The 18165-nt window shown below is 71.7% G+C and carries 4 protein-coding genes; all 4 read left to right on the forward strand.

Going from position 1 to position 18165, the window contains the following annotated elements:
• Positions 1 to 94 precede the first annotated feature (94 nt).
• The 4 genes from KY5_RS37700 (at position 95) to KY5_RS37715 (ending at position 18119) form a co-directional block, all read left to right on the forward strand.
• The gene (locus KY5_RS37700; RefSeq protein WP_098246413.1) at positions 95 to 748 is read left to right on the forward strand and encodes a response regulator transcription factor; all 654 of its coding nucleotides are present in this window, start codon (positions 95 to 97) and stop codon (positions 746 to 748) included.
• 36 nt (positions 749 to 784) lie between these two features.
• On the forward strand, positions 785 to 2065 hold the full coding sequence (locus tag KY5_RS37705; protein WP_098246414.1) for a sensor histidine kinase: 1281 nt from the start codon (positions 785 to 787) through the stop codon (positions 2063 to 2065).
• A 281-nt stretch (positions 2066 to 2346) separates the two neighbouring features.
• Positions 2347 to 13506 carry a non-ribosomal peptide synthetase gene (locus KY5_RS37710; RefSeq protein WP_234363058.1) on the forward strand — a complete coding sequence of 3720 codons (11160 nt, stop codon included), beginning with the start codon at positions 2347 to 2349 and terminating at the stop codon, positions 13504 to 13506.
• Positions 13503 to 18119: a non-ribosomal peptide synthetase gene (locus KY5_RS37715; protein ID WP_098246416.1), complete on the forward strand. Its 4617-nt coding sequence runs from the start codon at positions 13503 to 13505 to the stop codon at positions 18117 to 18119. Before KY5_RS37710 ends, KY5_RS37715 begins: the two co-directional genes overlap by 4 nt.
• Positions 18120 to 18165: the final 46 nt, after the last annotated feature.

Genomic DNA, 18165 nt, shown 5'->3' on the forward strand with positions numbered 1-18165 from the left:
GTACGTGACCTCGGCCCGGGCATCCTGGTCAGCCAAGATCCGTGCCGTCGCCCGCTCAGCTCGGTCGCAACGCGCGCTTAGGTGGGGGTGAGCGGTGAGGGTGCTGGTGGTCGAGGACCATGCCGAACTGGCCGAATCGGTGGCCAGGGTGCTGCGCAGGGAGGGGATGGCGGTCGACGTCGTCCACGACGGCGAGGACGCCCTGGAACGCACCTCGGTGGTGGACTACGACGTGGTCGTGCTCGACCGGGACCTGCCGGGCATCCACGGCGACGAGGTCTGCGGCGCCCTGGTCGAGGAACCCGCGCGTACCCGCGTGCTGATGCTGACGGCGTCGGGCACCATCGCCGACCGGGTGGAGGGCCTCACGCTCGGCGCGGACGACTACCTCCCCAAGCCCTTCGCCTACGCCGAACTGGTCGCCCGCATCAGGGCGGTGGCCCGGCGCTCGGCGACGGCGGTCCCGCCGGTCCTGGTCCACGACGACCTGCGCCTCGACCCCGCGCAGCGCATCGCGACGCGCTCCGGGGAACGACTCGCGCTCACCCCCAAGGAGTTCGCGGTACTGGAGTACCTGCTCGCGGCCCAGGGACGCGTCGTGTCGGCCGAGGAACTCCTGGAGCGGGTGTGGGACGAGGCGGCCGACCCGTTCACCACCACCGTCAAGGCCACGATCAACCGCCTGCGCTCAAAACTCGGCGCACCGCCCCTGGTCGAGACCGTGCCGCGCGGCGGGTACCGGATCTGAAGATGACCGGAACCGGATCTGAAGATGTGATGTGAGATGCCGATACGTCTGCCAGGCTCACCCCGCTTCGCCCGGTCGCGCGCCGTGCTCGTGTCCCGGCTGCTGCCCCGCAGGGTCCGGATGCGGCTCACCCTGCTGTACGGACTGATGTTCGTCCTGTCGGGCGCGGTCCTGCTCACCATCACCTATCTGCTGGCCAACAGGCCCAACGGCTTCTTCCTGTTCAGCCGGGGCAACGTCGGCGGGAACGCCGCACTGCCCGCGGACGGCGGCATCCACCTGTACCCGGACAGCATGGCGCCCAGCGCGGTGGGCGCCTTCGCCGAGGCGCAGCGGCAGCAGGCCGTACGCCAGCACGCGGCCGAAATGCACGACCTGCTCATCGAGTCGGGCATCGCCCTGGCGATCATGTCGGTGATCGCGATCGGCCTCGGCTGGCTGATCGCGGGGCGCGTGCTGCGGCCGCTGCGCACCATGACGTCCAGCATCCAGCGGATCTCCGCGCGCAACGTCCACGAACGCCTCGCCGTCGAGGGGCCCGGCGACGAACTCAAGGACCTCGCGGACACCGTCGACGGGCTGCTCGGCCGTCTGGAGACGGCGCTCGACTCGCACAAACGGTTCGTGGCCAACGCGGCACACGAGCTGCGCACGCCGCTGACCGTGGAACACGCGCTCCTGGAGGAGTCGCTGATCGACCGTGACGCGACCGTGGACTCCTTCCGCTCCAACTTCGAGCGCCTCCTCGTCCTCAGCGAGCAGCAGGCCAGGCTCCTGGAGTCCCTCCTCACGCTCTCCAGCAGCGAACGAGGCCCGGACCCGGACCGCAGGGAGCCCCTGGACCTCGGCGAGGTGGCGGAGCAACTGGTGCTCAGCTGGCGCGCGGAGGCGCAGCGCCGAGGGCTGCGGGTCGACGCGGTGACCACGCGCGCCGACATCTGGGGCGACGGCGCGCTCGTGGAGCGCCTGGTGGCCAACCTCCTGGACAACGCCCTGGGGTACAACGTGCCCGGCGGGTGGGTGAAGGTCGCCGTCGGTGTCGAGGGCGGCAACGCCGTCGTCCGCGTCTCCAACACGGGACCGACGGTTCCGCCGGACCGGGTGGGCCGGCTCCTCGAACCCTTCCAGCGGCTCGACCGCAGCTCCGGGGACGGCCACCACGGCCTCGGCCTCTCGATCGTGCGCTCCATCGCCGTCGCGCACGGCGCGGCCCTGCGCGCGGAGGCCAGGCCGAACGGCGGCCTCGTCGTCGAGGTCGCCTTCCCGCCGCGTGAACCGTCGCACGCACGCGAATTCCGGGCGGCGGAAACCCGGTAAAGACGCGAGCGGCGAGCTCGCCGGTGGACGCTTTCCCGGACGCTCGCGCGTCATACATCGCTCGGCCTAACCTGGAATGCGCGCATGCCCGTCCAGGTGTCGTCCAGGTGTCCAAGTGCGGAAAACGCGCGGTTGGACGGGCTCGGCAGGGCCGGAGAAAAGACGGGGTCCCCGGTCATTCGTCGCCTTAACGGCGGGCAATGAGTATCGTCCTCATGCGTGTTCGTCCGAGTGGAGTCGAGGAAACAGCCGACGCGGATCGCGCGGCTAGGGGGATGTTTATGAACGGCAAGGCTGGTCGCTCTCTGCCCCTGTTCGACTCCCAGGAAGGAATCTGGCTCGCGCAGCGCGTGGCAGGCTCGCGCCGCCTTTACAGCGTCGGTCAATACGTCGAAATCCTCGGCCCGGTCGATACGAAGACATTCCGGCGAGCACTGCGGCAGGCCGTCGCCGAGACGGAAACCCTTCAGGTACATGGCGTGGAATACGACGAGCAGGGACAGGTGGTCCAGCTCGTCGGGCCTTTTCCGGAAAGGGACTTGTCCCTCGAAGGCCCCGACGAACAACACGGGGACCTCATGGACCTCATGGGCATGGACCTCATGGGCACTGTTGACCTCAGCGCCGAGAACGAGCCGAAGGAAGCGGCCGAAGCATGGATGCGGGCGGAACTCCGCATGGAGAAAGGCGCCCACGCCGACCGACCGTTCTCGTACACCCTCTTCCGGCTCGCGCCCGACCACTACGTCTGGTTCCAGCGCTACGACCACCTCCTGATGGACGCCTTCGGCTGCTCCCTGGTGGCGCGCCGCGTCGCGCACCTCTACACGGAACTGCTGCACGGCAACACGCCAACGCCCGCCGAGCACGCCTCGCTGGACGCCCTGTTGGCGCAGGAGGCCGCCTACCGGGAATCGGAGCGGGCCGTACGCGACCGCCGCTACTGGCTCGACCGCTTCGCCGACCGCCCCGAGCCCGCCGGAATCCCGGGGCACGGCACCCCGGCGGCCGGCGGCACGAGCGGCAGCGACACCCCCGGCGGCGTGACGCTCGAAGTCCTGCGGATGACAGGGGAGTTGCCGCCCGAAGCCGTGCAGGACCTGCGCGCGGCGGCGGCCCGTGCCGGAGTCAGCTGGCCGAGGCTCGTCGTCGCCGCGTTCGCGGCCTTCACGGGACGGATGAGCGGAGCGGACGAGACGGTCCTGAGCCTCCCCGTCGCCGGACGCATGACGCCCGAGGCGCGGCGCACCCCCTGCACGATGGCGAACATCCTGCCGCTGCGCCTGCCCACGTCCCCCGCCCTGAGCCTGCTCGACCTGGCCCGGGCGGCGGGCCGCGAGGTCGGTGCCCTCCTCGACCACCAGGCGTTCCGCGGCGAGCGCCTGCGCCGCGAACTCAACTGGCCGGTCGGCGACCGCTGGCACTTCGGCCCGTACGTGAACGTGCTGCCGATGGCGGGCGAGAGCCTCCGCTTCGGCGCACACCGGGGCCTCGTGCGCGATGTGTCGACCCGGCGCGTCGAGGACTTCGGTGTACTGGTGAGCGGCTGGTCGGAGAACGAGGGCATGCGGGTGACGTTGGAGGCGAACCCCACGCTCTACGACCGCGCGTGGCTCGGCGCGACCCACCGCTCCTTCCTCACCTTCCTCGAACGCGCCGTGGCCGACCCGGCGACGCCGCTGGGCCGCGTGGACGCGGTGGACAGCGCCGAGCGGCTGCGCGTGGTGCGCGGCTGGAACGACACGGACCGGCCGGTGGCGGCGGACTCTGTGCTCGGGGCGTTCGAGCGCTGGGCGGACCGTTCGCCGGACGCGGCCGCGGTGATCGCCGGTGAACACACGCTGTCGTACGAAGAGTTGGAGGCGCGAGCCAACCGCCTCGCACGCCATCTCGTGGGTCTGGGTGTGGGTCGGGAGTCGCGGGTGGGTCTGTGTCTGCCGCGTGGGGTGGACATGGTGGTGGCGGAGCTCGCGGTGTGGAAGGCGGGGGCTGCGTTCGTGCCGTTGGATCCGGAGTATCCGGCGGATCGGCTGGCGTTCATGGTGGCCGACAGTGGGGCGGAGGTCGTGCTGGGCCTTGGTGGGTCGCTGGACGGGGTGCCGGTCGGGTCGGCGCGGACCGTGCTGCTCGACGCGACACGGACCGTGCAGGCGATCGACGCCCAGCCCGCCGAGCGCCTGGGCGTGCCTCCTCGGGCCGATCAGCTTGCGTATGTCATCTACACCTCTGGTTCGACCGGGCGCCCGAAGGGTGTGGCGGTGGGGCACGGGGGTGTGGTGAATCTGGCTGAGGTGATGCGGCCGGTGCTGGGTGTGGCCGAGGGTGTGGTGGTGTTGCAGTTCGCGTCGTTCAGTTTTGACGCGGCGGTGCTGGATGTGGCGGTGACGTTGGCGGGTGGTGGCACGTTGGCTGTCGCGTCGTCGTGGGAGCGTGCTGAGCCTGCTGCGCTGGCGGTGATGCTGGAGCGGACGGGTGTGAGTACGGCGAGTGTGGTGCCGTCTCTGTTGGGTGTGCTGGATCCCGCGGCGGTTGAAGGGGTGGGGAACTGGGTTCTCGGGGCGGAGTTGTTGACCGCTGATCTGGCGGGTCGTTGGACCGGTCGGGCGCGTGTCTGGAACACCTACGGCCCCACCGAGGCGACGGTGATCACTACAGCCGGACCGGTCGCGGGAGACATACGCCCCCAGGACGCGCCGCCACCCATCGGGCGACCCCTGGGAAATGTCAAGACGTACGTCCTGGACGGGCACCTGCGGCCCTTACCTGCGGGCGTGACCGGTGAGTTGTATGTCGCGGGTCCTGGTGTGGCGCGTGGGTATGTGGGTCGGCCGGGTCTGACGGCGGAGCGGTTCGTGGCCTGCCCGTTCGGCGACGGTGGCCGGATGTATCGGACCGGGGATCTGGCGCGGTGGACCTCGGATGGTGAGTTGTTGTTCGCGGGGCGTGCGGATGAGCAGGTGAAGATCCGTGGGTTCCGGGTGGAGCCCGGTGAGGTGGAGGCCGTTCTCGCGGGGCATCCGGGTGTGCGTCAGGCGGCCGTGGTGGTGCGCGAGGACCGCCCCGGTGACAAGCGCCTCATCGGCTACGTCGTCCCCGAAGGCACAGGGTCCGCGACCCCGCAGGAGCTGCGCGCGTACCTGGCCGACGCTCTGCCGGATTACATGGTCCCCGCCGCCGTCCTGGACCTGGACGTGCTCCCCCTCACCGCCAACGGGAAACTCGACCGCACCGCGCTGCCCGCGCCTGACTTCGCCGGTGCGGGAGGCGGCCGAGGTCCCGCGACGGCCGTGGAGGAAGTGCTGTGCGGGCTGTTCGGCGAGGTGCTCGGGCTGGGGCGGGTCGGCGCGGACGTCTCCTTCTTCGACCTCGGCGGGGACTCGCTGGCGGGGATGCGGCTTGTCGCCCGGGCGCGGGCGGTGCTCGATGTCGAGGTCGGCATAGGGGAGTTGTTCGGTGCGCCGACGGTGGAGGGGTTGGCGCGGCTGGTCGGTGAAGGTCCGGGTGTGGCGCGGGTGGCGTTGCGGCCTTACGTGCGTCCTGATGTGGTGCCGTTGTCGTTCGCGCAGCAGCGGATGTGGTTCCTGAATCGGCTTGAGGAGACGGTGCCGGGTGCGGCGGCGGCGTACAACTTGCCGTTGGTGCTGCGTGTTTCGGGTGCTCTGGACGTGGTGGCGCTTGAGGCGGCGCTCGGTGATGTCGCCGACCGGCACGAGAGCCTGCGCACCGTCTTCCCCGACGTCGGCGGCGTACCCCGTCAGAGGGTGCTGGACGGCGACGAGGGCCGACCGAAGCTGTCGATCGTGCGACCCGGCGAGGAGCAGGCCGACGACGTCCTGGCGGAGCACGCGGCCAGGGGCTTTGACCTCCGCGTTCAACTCCCTTGGCGGGCAGCCCTGTTAGTACTCGGTAGCGACGACTTCGTCCTGTCGGTGGTGGCGCATCACGTGGCCGTGGACGGCTGGTCCATGGGAGTTCTCGCGCGGGATCTGGAGGCGGCGTACGCGGCGCGGTGCGAGGGCCGGGTGCCGGAACGGGCGCCGCTGGCCGTCCAGTACGCCGACTACGCGCTGTGGCAGCGGGAGCTCCTGGGTGATCTCGACGACCCGGACAGCGTGCTGAGCGGTCAACTGGCCTACTGGCGTGCGGCTTTGGCGGGTGTCCCGCAGGAGTTGGCGCTCCCGATGGACAGGGCGCGGCCCGCGGTGCCGTCCTTCCACGGGCGTCGCGTGCCGGTCGGGGCCGACGCGGAGACGCACGCGCGGCTCGTGGACGTCGCAGGGCGGGGCAGGGCGACGATGTTCATGGTCGTGCACGCGGCGGTGGGCGTGCTCCTTTCGCGGTTGGCCGCGGGCGAGGACATCGTGCTGGGAACGCCCGCGGCCGGGCGCGGGGATGCCGCACTTGAGGAGCTGGCCGGGTTCTTCGTCAACACCCTCGTTCTCCGTACCGACGTGGGCGGCGATCCGACCTTCGCGGAACTCCTTGAGCGGGTGCGGGCCGCGGACCTCGCGGCGTACGCGCACCAGGACGTCCCCTTCGAGCGCCTCGTCGACGAGGTCAACCCCGCGCGCTCGGTGTCCCGCAACCCGCTGTTCCAGGTGATGCTGGCCCTGGAGAACGTCCCCGAACCGGAGTGGCGGCTGCGGGGCGCGCGAGTGACCTCGGCGTCGATGACGGCTCCCGCGGCCCGGTTCGACCTTGCGGTGACGTTCACGGAGCAGCGCGACGCGGACGGCCGCCCCGGTGGTCTCGACGGCGACATCCTCTACGCCACGGACCTCTTCGACGAGGCGACGGCCCACACCCTGGCGGACCGCCTCACACGTGTCCTCGAACAGGTCGCCGCCGATCCGGGCATCCGACTCAGCGAGGTGGACGTCCTGACCGAAGCCGAGCGGCTGCGCGTCGTCGAGCACTGGAACGACACGGACAGGCCCGTGCCCTCGGGTTCCGTGGTCGAGGCGTTCCGGGGGCGTGCCGCGCTCACGCCGGACGCGGCGGCCGTCGTCTCCGGCGAACGAACCCTGTCGTACGCCGAGTTGGACGCGGCGACGAATCGTTTGGCCCGACGCCTGGTGGGTCTGGGTGTGGGGCGGGAGTCGCGGGTGGGGCTGTGTCTGCCGCGTGGGGTGGACATGGTGGTGGCGGAGCTCGCGGTGTGGAAGGCGGGCGGTGCGTTCGTGCCGTTGGATCCGGAGTATCCGGCGGATCGGCTGGCGTTCATGGTGGCCGACAGTGGGGCGGAGGTCGTGCTGGGCCTTGGTGGGTCGCTGGACGGGGTGCCGGTCGGGTCGGCGCGGACCGTGCTGCTCGACGACGAGACGGACAGGGCGTACGCGTCCGGCCCGCTGGCGACACGCACCGCTCCGGATCAGCTCGCGTATGTCATCTATACCTCTGGTTCGACCGGGCGGCCGAAGGGTGTGGCGGTGGGGCACGGGGGTGTGGTGAATCTGGCTGAGGTGATGCGGCCGGTGCTCGGTGTGGCCGAGGGGGTGGTGGTGTTGCAGTTCGCGTCGTTCAGTTTTGATGCGGCGGTGCTGGATGTGGCGGTGACGTTGGCGGGTGGTGGCACGTTGGCTGTCGCGTCGTCGTGGGAGCGTGCGGAGCCTGCTGCGCTGGCGGCGATGTTGGGGCGGACGGGTGTGAGTACGGCGAGTGTGGTGCCGTCTCTGTTGGGTGTGCTGGATCCCGCGGCGGTTGAAGGGGTGGGGAACTGGGTTCTCGGGGCGGAGTTGTTGACCGCTGATCTGGCGGGTCGTTGGACCGGTCGGGCGCGTGTCTGGAACACCTACGGCCCCACCGAGGCAACGGTGATGTCCACGGCAGGTCCCGTGGACGCCGGGGTAGGGCCGGGTGACGCCTCGCCGCCCATCGGACGCCCCCTCGGCAACGTACGCACCTATGTCCTCGACGGATTCATGAAGCCGGTCCCGGTGGGTGCGACCGGTGAGTTGTATGTGGCGGGTCCTGGTGTGGCGCGTGGGTATGTGGGTCGGCCGGGTCTGACGGCGGAGCGGTTCGTGGCCTGTCCCTTCGGCGCGGGTGGCCGGATGTATCGGACCGGGGATCTGGCGCGGTGGACCTCGGATGGTGAGTTGTTGTTCGCGGGGCGTGCGGATGAGCAGGTGAAGATCCGTGGGTTCCGGGTGGAGCCCGGTGAGGTGGAGGCCGTTCTTGCCGGGCATCCGGGTGTGCGTCAGGCGGCCGTGCTGGTGCGCGAGGACCGCCCCGGTGACAAGCGCCTCATCGGCTACGTCGTCCCCGAAGGCGCCGAGCGCGCTCTGACCCCCGAGGCCGTGCGCCGCCATGTGGCCGCCCACGTACCGGAGTTCATGGTCCCGGCGGCGGTCCTCGTCCTGGACGCGCTGCCGCTCACGGTGAACGGGAAGGTCGACCGGGCCGCGCTGCCCGCGCCGGACTTCGCGGCCCGGGTCAGCGGCCGCGAGCCGCGTACCCAGACCGAGGAGATCCTGTGCGGACTCTTCGCCGAGGTGCTCGGGCTCGAATGGGTCGGGATCGACGACGGCTTCTTCGACCTCGGCGGGGACTCGCTCCTCGGGATGCGCCTCGTCTCCCGGGCGCGGGCGGTGCTCGATGTCGAGGTCGGTATAGGGGAGTTGTTCGGTGCGCCGACGGTGGAGGGGCTGGCGCGGCTCGTCGGTGAAGGTCCGGGTGCGGCGCGGGTGGCGTTGCGGCCTTACGTGCGTCCTGATGTGGTGCCGTTGTCGTTCGCGCAGCAGCGGATGTGGTTCCTGAACCGGCTCGAGGAGACGGTGCCGGGCGCGGCGGCCGCGTACAACTTGCCGTTGGTGCTGCGTGTTTCGGGTGCTCTGGACGTGGCGGCGCTTGAAGCGGCACTCGGTGATGTCGCCGACCGGCACGAGAGCCTGCGCACGGTCTTCCCCGACGTCGACGGTGTGCCCTACCAGCGCATACTGGACGGGAAAGCGGGCCGTCCGCCGTTGACCGTGGTCCGCGTGGCCGAGGACCAGGTGGCGGACACGCTCGCCGAACAGCTGGCAGGCGGCTTCGACCTGCGCGGGGACCTGCCGTGGCGCGCCTGGCTCCTGACGGTGGGCCCTGGCGAGTTCGTCCTGTCGGTAGTGGCACACCACGTGGCCGCCGACGGCTGGTCGATGGGGGTCCTCGCGCGGGATCTGGAGGCGGCGTACGCGGCGCGGTGCGAGGGCCGGGTGCCGGATCGGGCGCCCCTGGCCGTCCAGTACGCCGACTACGCGCTGTGGGAGCGCGAGGTCCTCGGTGATCTCGACGACCCGGAGAGCGTCGTCAGCGCCCAACTCGACTACTGGCGGTCCGCGTTGGCGGAGGCACCGCAGGAGCTGACCCTCCCGTTCGACCGGGCGCGCCCGGCCCTGCCCTCGTTCCGCGGGCACATGGTGCCGGTCGGGGCCGACGCGGAGACGCACGCGCGGCTCGTGGACGTCGCAGGGCGGGGCAGGGCGACGATGTTCATGGTCGTGCACGCGGCGGTGGGCGTGCTCCTTTCGCGGTTGGGCGCGGGCGAGGACATCGTGCTGGGAACGCCCACCGCGGGGCGGGGCGACGCGGCCCTGGAGGAGCTGGCCGGGTTCTTCGTCAACACCCTCGTCCTCCGTACCGACGTGGGCGGCGATCCGACCTTCGTGGAGCTGGTGGAGCGGGTGCGGGCCGCGGACCTGGCGGCGTACGCGCACCAGGACGTCCCCTTCGAGCGCCTCGTCGACGAGCTGAGCTCGTCGCGCTCGCTGTCCCGCAATCCGCTGTTCCAGGTGATGCTGGCGCTGCAGAACGTGCCGGAGGTCGAGTGGGAGCTGCCCGGCGTCTCGGTGCGGCCCGAGCCGCTGCCGCCCGAGCTGGCCGCCCGGTTCGACCTGACGCTCTCGGTCGTCGAACGGCGCGACGAGCGCGGGGCCCCCGCCGGGCTCGACGGCGAGATCATGTACGCCACGGACCTCTTCGACGAGGGCACGGCCCGCGCCCTCGCGGAGCGTCTCGCCCACGTGCTCCAGCAGGTCGCCGCCGACCCCGAGCTGCGGCTCAGCGAGATCGACGTCCTGACGTCGGCGGAGCGCGCGCAGCTCCTCGGCTACTGGAACGACACGACGACCGAGGAACGGGACGCCCTCGCCCCCGAGTTGTTCGGGCGGCAGGCCGAGCGGGCGCCCGGCGCGGTGGCGCTGGTGTCCGGCGGCACGGACGAGGCGTCGTCGCGCGGCGAACAAGCGCTGTCCTATGCCGAGTTGGCCTCCGACGCGGGCCGCCTCGCCCGTCATCTCATCGGAGTCGGTGTCGGCCCCGAACGCCGCGTCGCCGTGGTCGGGGAGCGGTCCGTGGCGATGATCGTGTCGCTCCTCGCGGTGTCGATGGCGGGCGGCGTGTACGTCCCGGTGGACGCGGGCTACCCGCCGGGGCGGATCGCGTACGTGCTGGGCGACGCCGCCCCGGACGTGGTGCTGTGCACCGGGGCGACGCGGGACGCGGTGCCTGCGGGGTTCACCGGGCGGATCGTCGTCATGGACGACCCCGTGGTGGCGGAGGCCCTGGCGCGGTGCGCCGGAGGCCCGGTCGGGGACGCGGAACGGCTGGCCCCGCTGCGCGCCGACCACGCCGCGTACGTCATCTACACCTCGGGCTCCACCGGGGCGCCCAAGGGTGTGGCGGTGTCACACGGCGGCCTGCGCAACCTCGTCGCGGAGAACGTCCGGCGGTACGAGGTCGGCGCGGACAGCAGCGTCCTGCAACTCGTGTCACCCGGCTTCGACGTCTCGATGGCGGACATCTGGCCGACGCTGTGCGCGGGCGGCCGCCTCGTACTGGCGCCCGCGCGCCTGGACGTCACCGGCGCGGAACTCGGCGGCCTGATCCGCGAGCGCGGTGTCACCCACGCGGCGATCCCCCCGGCCTTCCTGTCGCAGATGCTCGCCGAGGAGCTGCCCGAGCTGCGGGTGCTCATCACCGGCGGCGAGGCCATGCCCGCCGAGGTGCGCAGGCGCTGGTCGACGGGGCGCTCCATGTTCAACCAGTACGGGGTCACCGAGTCGACGGTCATCTCCACGGTGGGTGTGATCAGCGACGTCGAGAGCGCGCCCTCGATCGGCCGCCCGATCGCCAACACCCAGGTGTACGTCCTGGACGCGGCGCTGCGCCCGGTGCCGGTGGGCGTGGCCGGTGAGCTGTACGTGGCGGGGGCCGGGCTCGCCCGCGGGTACCTGCGGCGTGCGGGCCTGTCCGCCCAGCGGTTCGTGGCCTGCCCGTTCGGTCCCGGCGAGCGGATGTACCGGACCGGTGACGTGGTGCGCTGGACCGGGCGTGGCGAACTCGTCTTCGCGGGGCGGGCGGACGAACAGATCAAGATCCATGGCCACCGGATCGAACCCGGCGAGGTCGAGGCCGCCCTCGCGGGCTGCCCCGGAGTGCGTCAGGCGGCGGTGCTCGTGCGGGAGGACCGCCCGGGCGAGCGGCGTCTCGTCGGCTACGCGGCCGCCGATCAGGGTGCCGTGGACGGGCGGACGGTGCGTGCCCACGCGGCCGGGGTGCTGCCCGAGTACATGGTGCCCGCGGCGGTCGTCGTCCTCGACGCGCTGCCGCGTACGGCGAACGGCAAGGTGGACCGGGCCGCCCTGCCCGTGCCCGACTTCGCCGAACGGGCCGCGGGACGCGCGCCGCGCACGGCGGCCGAGGAGATCCTGTGCGCCCTCTTCGCCGAGATGCTCGGCCTGGCACGGGTCGGTGCCGACGACAGCTTCTTCGAACTGGGCGGCGACTCGATCAGCTCCATGCAGCTGGTGTCGCGAGCGCGGAGGAGGGGGCTGGTCGTGACGCCCCGGCAGGTGTTCGAGGAGAAGACCCCGGAGCGGCTCGCCGAGGTCGCGGAGGCCGTCGAGACCACGGCCGTCGTGGCAGGGAGCGGCGTCGGCGAGGTGCCCTGGACGCCGGTCATGCGGGCGTTCGGCGAGCGGGCCGCCGCTCCCGGATTCACCCAGTGGATGACCGTACGAGCACCGGCCGGGCTCGGCCTGGACGTGCTGAGTGCCGGTCTCGCCGCCGTTCTCGACACGCACGACATGCTGCGGGCGCGATCCGCCCCCGGGGAGCCGAAGCTGATCGTCGGTGAGCGGGGCTCGGTGGACGCGAAGGGGCTCGTGTCGCGCGTGGACGCGACGGCGGAGGCCGGGGCCTCGGGGACCGATGCGGGCGCCGACCCCACGGCGGGGCTCCTCACCGATGCCGCGCTCGACGAGATCGCGGGACGCGCCGCGCGGGATGCGGCAGGCAGCCTCGACCCCGGTTCCGGTGTGCTCGTGCGCGCGGTGTGGGTCGACGCGGGACCCGGCCGCACCGGCCGGATCGCGCTGGTGGTCCACCACCTGGTCGTCGACGGGGTGTCCTGGCGGATCCTCGTCCCCGACCTGCGAGCGGCCTGCGAGGCGGCGGCCGACGGGCGCGATCCTGACCTCGACCCGGTGGGGACGCCGTTCAGGCGCTGGGCGGAGCTGCTCGCCGCGGAGGCCATCGCGGAGAGCCGCGTCGCCGAACTCCCGGACTGGCTCGTGCTGCTCGGGAAGCACCAACGCCCGCTGGGGCGCCACCCGTTGGACCGGAACGTCGACGCGGCACACACCTTGCGCCGCCGCTCCTGGGTGGTGCCTGCCCACCAGGCGGCCACCCTGGTGGGCAGGACCCCGGCCGCGTTCCACTGCGGCGTGGACGACGTGCTCCTCGCCGCCCTCGTGGGCGCCGTCGCGCACTGGCGCCCCGGGGCGGGCGCCGGTCTCCTGGTCACCGTCGAGGGGCACGGCCGCGAGCAGCTCCGGGACACGGACCTGTCGCGCACGGTCGGCTGGTTCACCAGCGCCCACCCCGTACGCCTGGAGGTGACCGGCGCCGACCTGGACGCCGCTATGGCGGGCGGCAGGGCTGCCGGTACGTTGGTGAAGGCCGTCAAGGAGCAGGCAAGGGCGGTGCCGGGCGACGGGCTCGGCTACGAACTCCTGCGCCACCTCAACCCCGAGACCGGCGCCGTCCTGGACACCGCGCCGGCCGCGCAGATCGGCTTCAACTACCTGGGCCGGTTCGCCGAGGGAGCGGGAAGGGCCGGCGACTGGCAGCTGGCCGGTGCGGCGGGCACCGGCGGCTCGGCGGGGCAGGACATGCCCGCGATGCACGTCCTGGAAGGCATCGCGGTCGTCCGGGACACCCAGGAAGGACCCGAGCTCACCGTCACGCTCAGCTGGCCCGAACGCCTCCTTTCGGCGGACGACGTGGAGTGCGTGGGTCACACCTGGGTGCGTCTGCTCGGTGGCCTCGCCGCACACACCGAAGAGCCGGACGCGGGCGGTCACACCCCCTCCGACTTCCACCTGCTCGATCTCGAGCAGGACGAGATCGACCAATTCCAAGCGATCGCAGCAAAACTAGAGGGAGGTCTGTCCCGGTGAAGTCCTCAACCGCCGCCCACGGCTCGGCCCTGACCGAAGTGTGGCCGCTGTCGCCGCTGCAGGAAGGACTGCTGTTCCACTCCGACTTCGACGACCGGGGCCCCGACGTCTACGCCGTCCAGTTCATGCTGTCCGTCGAAGGACCGCTGGACGCAACCCGGTTGCGTACGTCCTGGGAGCAACTGCTCGACAGGCACGCGGCGTTACGGGCGAGCTTCCACCGCAGGAAGTCCGGCGAGGCCGTCCAGCTCATCACGCGGAACGTCACCCTGCCCTGGCGCGAGGTCGACCTGTCGCAACTCGCCGAGGCCGACATCCGGGACCAGGCGGAGAAGCTGGCCGCGCAGGAACGCGCCGAACGCCTCGACCTCACGGTCCCGCCCCTCCTGCGGCTGCTGCTCATCCGCCTCGGCGAGCACCGGCACCGCCTCGTCGTCACCTCCCATCACCTCCTGATGGACGGCTGGTCGATGCCGGTGCTCCTCGACGAGCTCGCGGCCGTGTACGAAGCGGGTGGCGACGTCTCCGTACTCAAGCGTGCGGCGTCGTACGGCGAGTACCTGGCGTGGTTGGTCCGGCAGGACAAGGAGGCGGCCCGTGCCGCCTGGCGCGCGGAGCTGGCCGGGACCGACGAGCCGACGCTCGTGGCACCCGCCGACCGGGGCACGACCCCCGTCCTGCCCGACGAGAGCATCGTCCGGCTCCCCGAGGACTCCACCCGCGCCCTGGTCGAGCTGGCCCGCGCGCACGACCTGACGGTGAACACGCTGGTGCAGGGCGCGTGGGCGCTGGTCCTCGCGCGTCTCGCCGGTCGTACGGACGTGGTGTTCGGCGCCACCGTCGCAGGTCGGCCCACCGACCTGCCCGGCGCCGAGTCGATGGTCGGCCTGCTCATCAACACCGTGCCGGTGCGGGTGCCGCTCGACGGCGCGCAGCCCGTGAGCCACATGCTCGCGCGACTCCAGGAACGCCAGTCCGCTCTCTTCGCCCACCAGCACACGGGCCTCGCGGAGATCCAGCGGCTCGCGGGCCCCGGCGCCGTCTTCGACACGCTCATGGTCTTCGAGAACTACCCCCAGCCGCCCGCGGCACCCCCCACACCCGACCGCCCCACGTTCTCCGCGTCGGCGGGCCACCAGGCGACCAACTACCCGCTGACCCTCGGCATCCTCGTCACCGACAGCGTCACGATCCGCGTCACCTCCCGCCCCGACGTCATCGACCGCCGAGAGGCGGCGGAGGCGGGACAGCGCCTGATCCGCGTCCTGGAGCAGTTCATCGCGGACCCGATGGCACCGGTCGCCCACATCGACGTGCTGACCGCCGCGGAGCGTGCACTCATGGTCGAGGGCTGGAACGACACGGGGTGTCCGGTGGCGGCGGGTTCGGTGGTTGAGGCGTTCGAGGAGCGGGTGGGTTTGTCGCCGGGTGCGGTGGCGGTGGTGTCGGGTGAGCGGGTGCTGTCGTACGCCGAGTTGGAGGCGTCGGCGAATCGTCTGGCGCGGTATTTGGTGGGTCTGGGTGTGGGGCGGGAGTCGCGGGTGGGGCTGTGTCTGCCGCGGGGGGTGGACATGGTGGTGGCGGAGCTTGCGGTGTGGAAGGCGGGGGCTGCGTTCGTGCCGTTGGATCCGGAGTATCCGGCGGATCGGCTGGGCTATGTGATCGCCGACAGTGGCGCGACGGTGGTGCTGGGTGTCGGGGAAACGCTGGACGGGGTGCCGGCCGGGGCGGCGAGGACTGTACTGCTCGACGACGAGACGGCCATGCGGGCGGTGGCGGAGGAGTCCGCTGCTTCGGTGGGAACGCGGGCGGGTGGCGACCAACTTGCCTATGTCATCTACACCTCCGGTTCGACCGGGCGCCCTAAGGGTGTGGCGGTGGCGCACGGCGGCTTGGTGAACCTGGCGGAGGCGATGCGGCCGGTCCTCGGGATCGAACAGGGCGTCGTGGCGTTGCAGTTCGCTTCGTTTAGTTTCGACGCTGCGGTGCTGGATGTGGCTGTGACGCTCGCGGGTGGCGGCACGTTGGCGATCGCCACCGCCGAACAGCGCGCTGAGCCGAGCGAGTTGGCGTCCATGATCCGTGAAGCCGGTGTGAGTACGGCGAGTGTCGTGCCGTCGTTGTTGGGTGTGCTGGATCCTGCGGCGGTTAAGGGTGTCGGGAATTGGGTGTTGGGTGCGGAGTTGTTGACCGCTGATCTGGCGAGTCGGTGGGTTGGTCAGGCGCGGGTGTGGAATACGTATGGGCCGACTGAGGCGACGGTGATGGCGACGGCCGGGCCGGTGGATGTCGGTGTCGAGTCTGGGGGTGCCTCGCCGTCGATTGGGCGTCCGTTGGGGAACGTGCGGACGTATGTGTTGGATGGGTTTTTGCAGCCGGTGCCGTTGGGTGTGACGGGTGAGTTGTATGTGGCGGGTCCGGGTGTGGCGCGGGGGTATGTGGGTCGGTCGGATCTGACGGCGGAGCGTTTTGTGGCGTGTCCGTTCGGTGGTGCGGGTGGCCGGATGTATCGGACCGGGGATCTGGCGCGGTGGACCTCGGATGGTGAGTTGTTGTTCGCGGGGCGTGCGGATGAGCAGGTGAAGATCCGTGGGTTCCGGGTGGAGTTGGGTGAGGTGGAGGCGGTTCTCGCGGCGCATGTGGGTGTGCGTCAGGCGGCGGTGGTGGTGCGTGAGGACCGTCCCGGTGACAAGCGGTTGATCGGGTATGTGGTCGCGGACGCTTCCGTAAGCGTGGATGTGGAGGCGATCCGTGCGTACGCGGCCACGCGTCTGCCCGAGTACATGGTCCCGGCGACGGTCCTGGTCCTGGACGCGCTGCCGCTGACCGTGAACGGCAAGCTCGACCGTGCCGCCTTGCCCGCCCCCGACTTCGCGGCCCGCGTGTCGGACCGGGCACCGAGTACGGCCGCCGAAGAGACGCTGTGTGCCCTGTTCGCGGAGGTGCTCGGTCTCAACCGGGTCGGTGTCGAGGACAGTTTCTTCGAGCTGGGCGGCGACTCGATCAGCTCGATGCAGCTCGCCTCGCGGGCACGCGGGGCGGGCCTGGTCCTCACCCCGCGCCAGGTCTTCGAGGAGAAGACGCCCGAACGCCTGGCAGCGGTCGCCGAGGCCGCAGGGCAGGAGCCCGCCGCCGACGTGGTGGGTGTCGGCGAGGTCCCGTGGACGCCGGTGATGCGGGTGTTGGGGGAGCGAGCCGCCCGTCCGGGGTTCGCGCAGTGGGTGACGGTGGGTGCTCCGGCGGGGCTGGGCCTCGACGTGCTGAGTGCCGGGCTTGCCGCGCTCCTCGATACGCACGACATGTTGCGGGCGCGGGTGATACCCGGCGAGTCGAAACTGCTCGTCGGCGAGCGTGGGACGGTGGATGCCACTCGCCTGGTGACCCGGATCGAGGCTGCCGCCGAAGGGGATCTGGGCGAGATCGCCACGCGCGCGGCCCGCGACGCCGTCGAGCGGCTCGACCCGGCGGCCGGGGTGATGGTGCAGGCGGTCTGGGTGGACGCAGGCCCCGGCCGACCGGGTCAACTGGTCCTCTCAGCGCACCACTTGGTGGTCGACGGCGTGTCGTGGCGCGTCCTCGTCCCGGACCTGCAAGCGGCCTGTGAAGCGGTCGCCGAGGGACGCCAGCCCGAACTCGACCCGGTCGGCGTGTCGTTCCGGCGCTGGTCGGAGCTCCTCTCCGCCGAGGCGGCCGGGGAACGGCGGATCGCGGAGCTCGGGGGCTGGCTCCGGTTGCTCGGCGAGACACGACCACACTTGGGGAGGCGGGAGGTGGACAAGGAAGTCGACACCGTACGCATCCTGCGCCACCGCACCTGGCAGCTCCCGAGGGGGCAGGTCGAGACGTTGCTGGGCCGCACGACCGCCGCGTTCCACTGCGGGGTGGACGACGTGCTGCTCGCCGCCCTGGGTGGTGCCGTGGCGCACTGGCGGCCCGACGTCGCCGACAGGGTCCTGGTGGATGTGGAGGGGCACGGGCGCGAGCCGATCGGGGACGTCGACCTGTCGCGTACGGTCGGCTGGTTCGCCAGCACGCATCCGGTACGGCTCGACGTGACCGGAGTCGACCTGCCGGACGCGCTCTCCGGTGGCCCGGCCGCCGGTGCGCTGGTCAAGGCGGTCAAGGAACAGGCGCGCGCCATACCGGGCGACGGCCTCGGCTACGAACTCCTGCGGCACCTCAACCCCGAGACCGGCCGGGTCCTCGCGGCCGCGCCCGCCCCGGAGATCGGCTTCACCTACATGGGCCGGTTCGCCACGGGGCCGCACACCGCGACCCACACCGGCCCCTGGCAGTTGACAGGCGACACCGCGATCGGCGGTTCCGCCGACCCGGACACGCCCCTGCTCCATCTCCTCGACGCGGGCGCGATGGTGCGCGACACCGCGGAAGGGCCCGAGCTGGAGATCACCCTGAGCTGGCCCGCCGCGCTCGTCGACGAGGCGCGGGCCGAGCGGCTCGGGCGTACCTGGCTGGAGATGCTCGGCGGCCTCGCCGACCACACCAGCGACCCCGGGGCGGGCGGACGGACGCCCTCCGACTTCCCGCTGCTCGACCTCGCGCAGGACGAGGTCGACGAATTCGAGACCGGTTTCGCCGGAGACCACTTCTGACCCGCTCGCGCCCGTCGCCGCTCTTGAGGAGCTTGAGGAGACCGAA

Source organism: Streptomyces formicae, assembly GCF_002556545.1.
Lineage (GTDB): Bacteria > Actinomycetota > Actinomycetes > Streptomycetales > Streptomycetaceae > Streptomyces > Streptomyces formicae_A.

Bases quoted from the DNA above. Each gene is read 5' to 3' on its own strand.
- KY5_RS37705 (WP_098246414.1), top strand. From the start codon at position 785: ATGCCGATACGTCTGCCAGGCTCACCCCGCTTCGCCCGGTCGCGCGCC.
- KY5_RS37710 (WP_234363058.1), top strand. From the start codon at position 2,347: ATGAACGGCAAGGCTGGTCGCTCTCTGCCCCTGTTCGACTCCCAGGAA.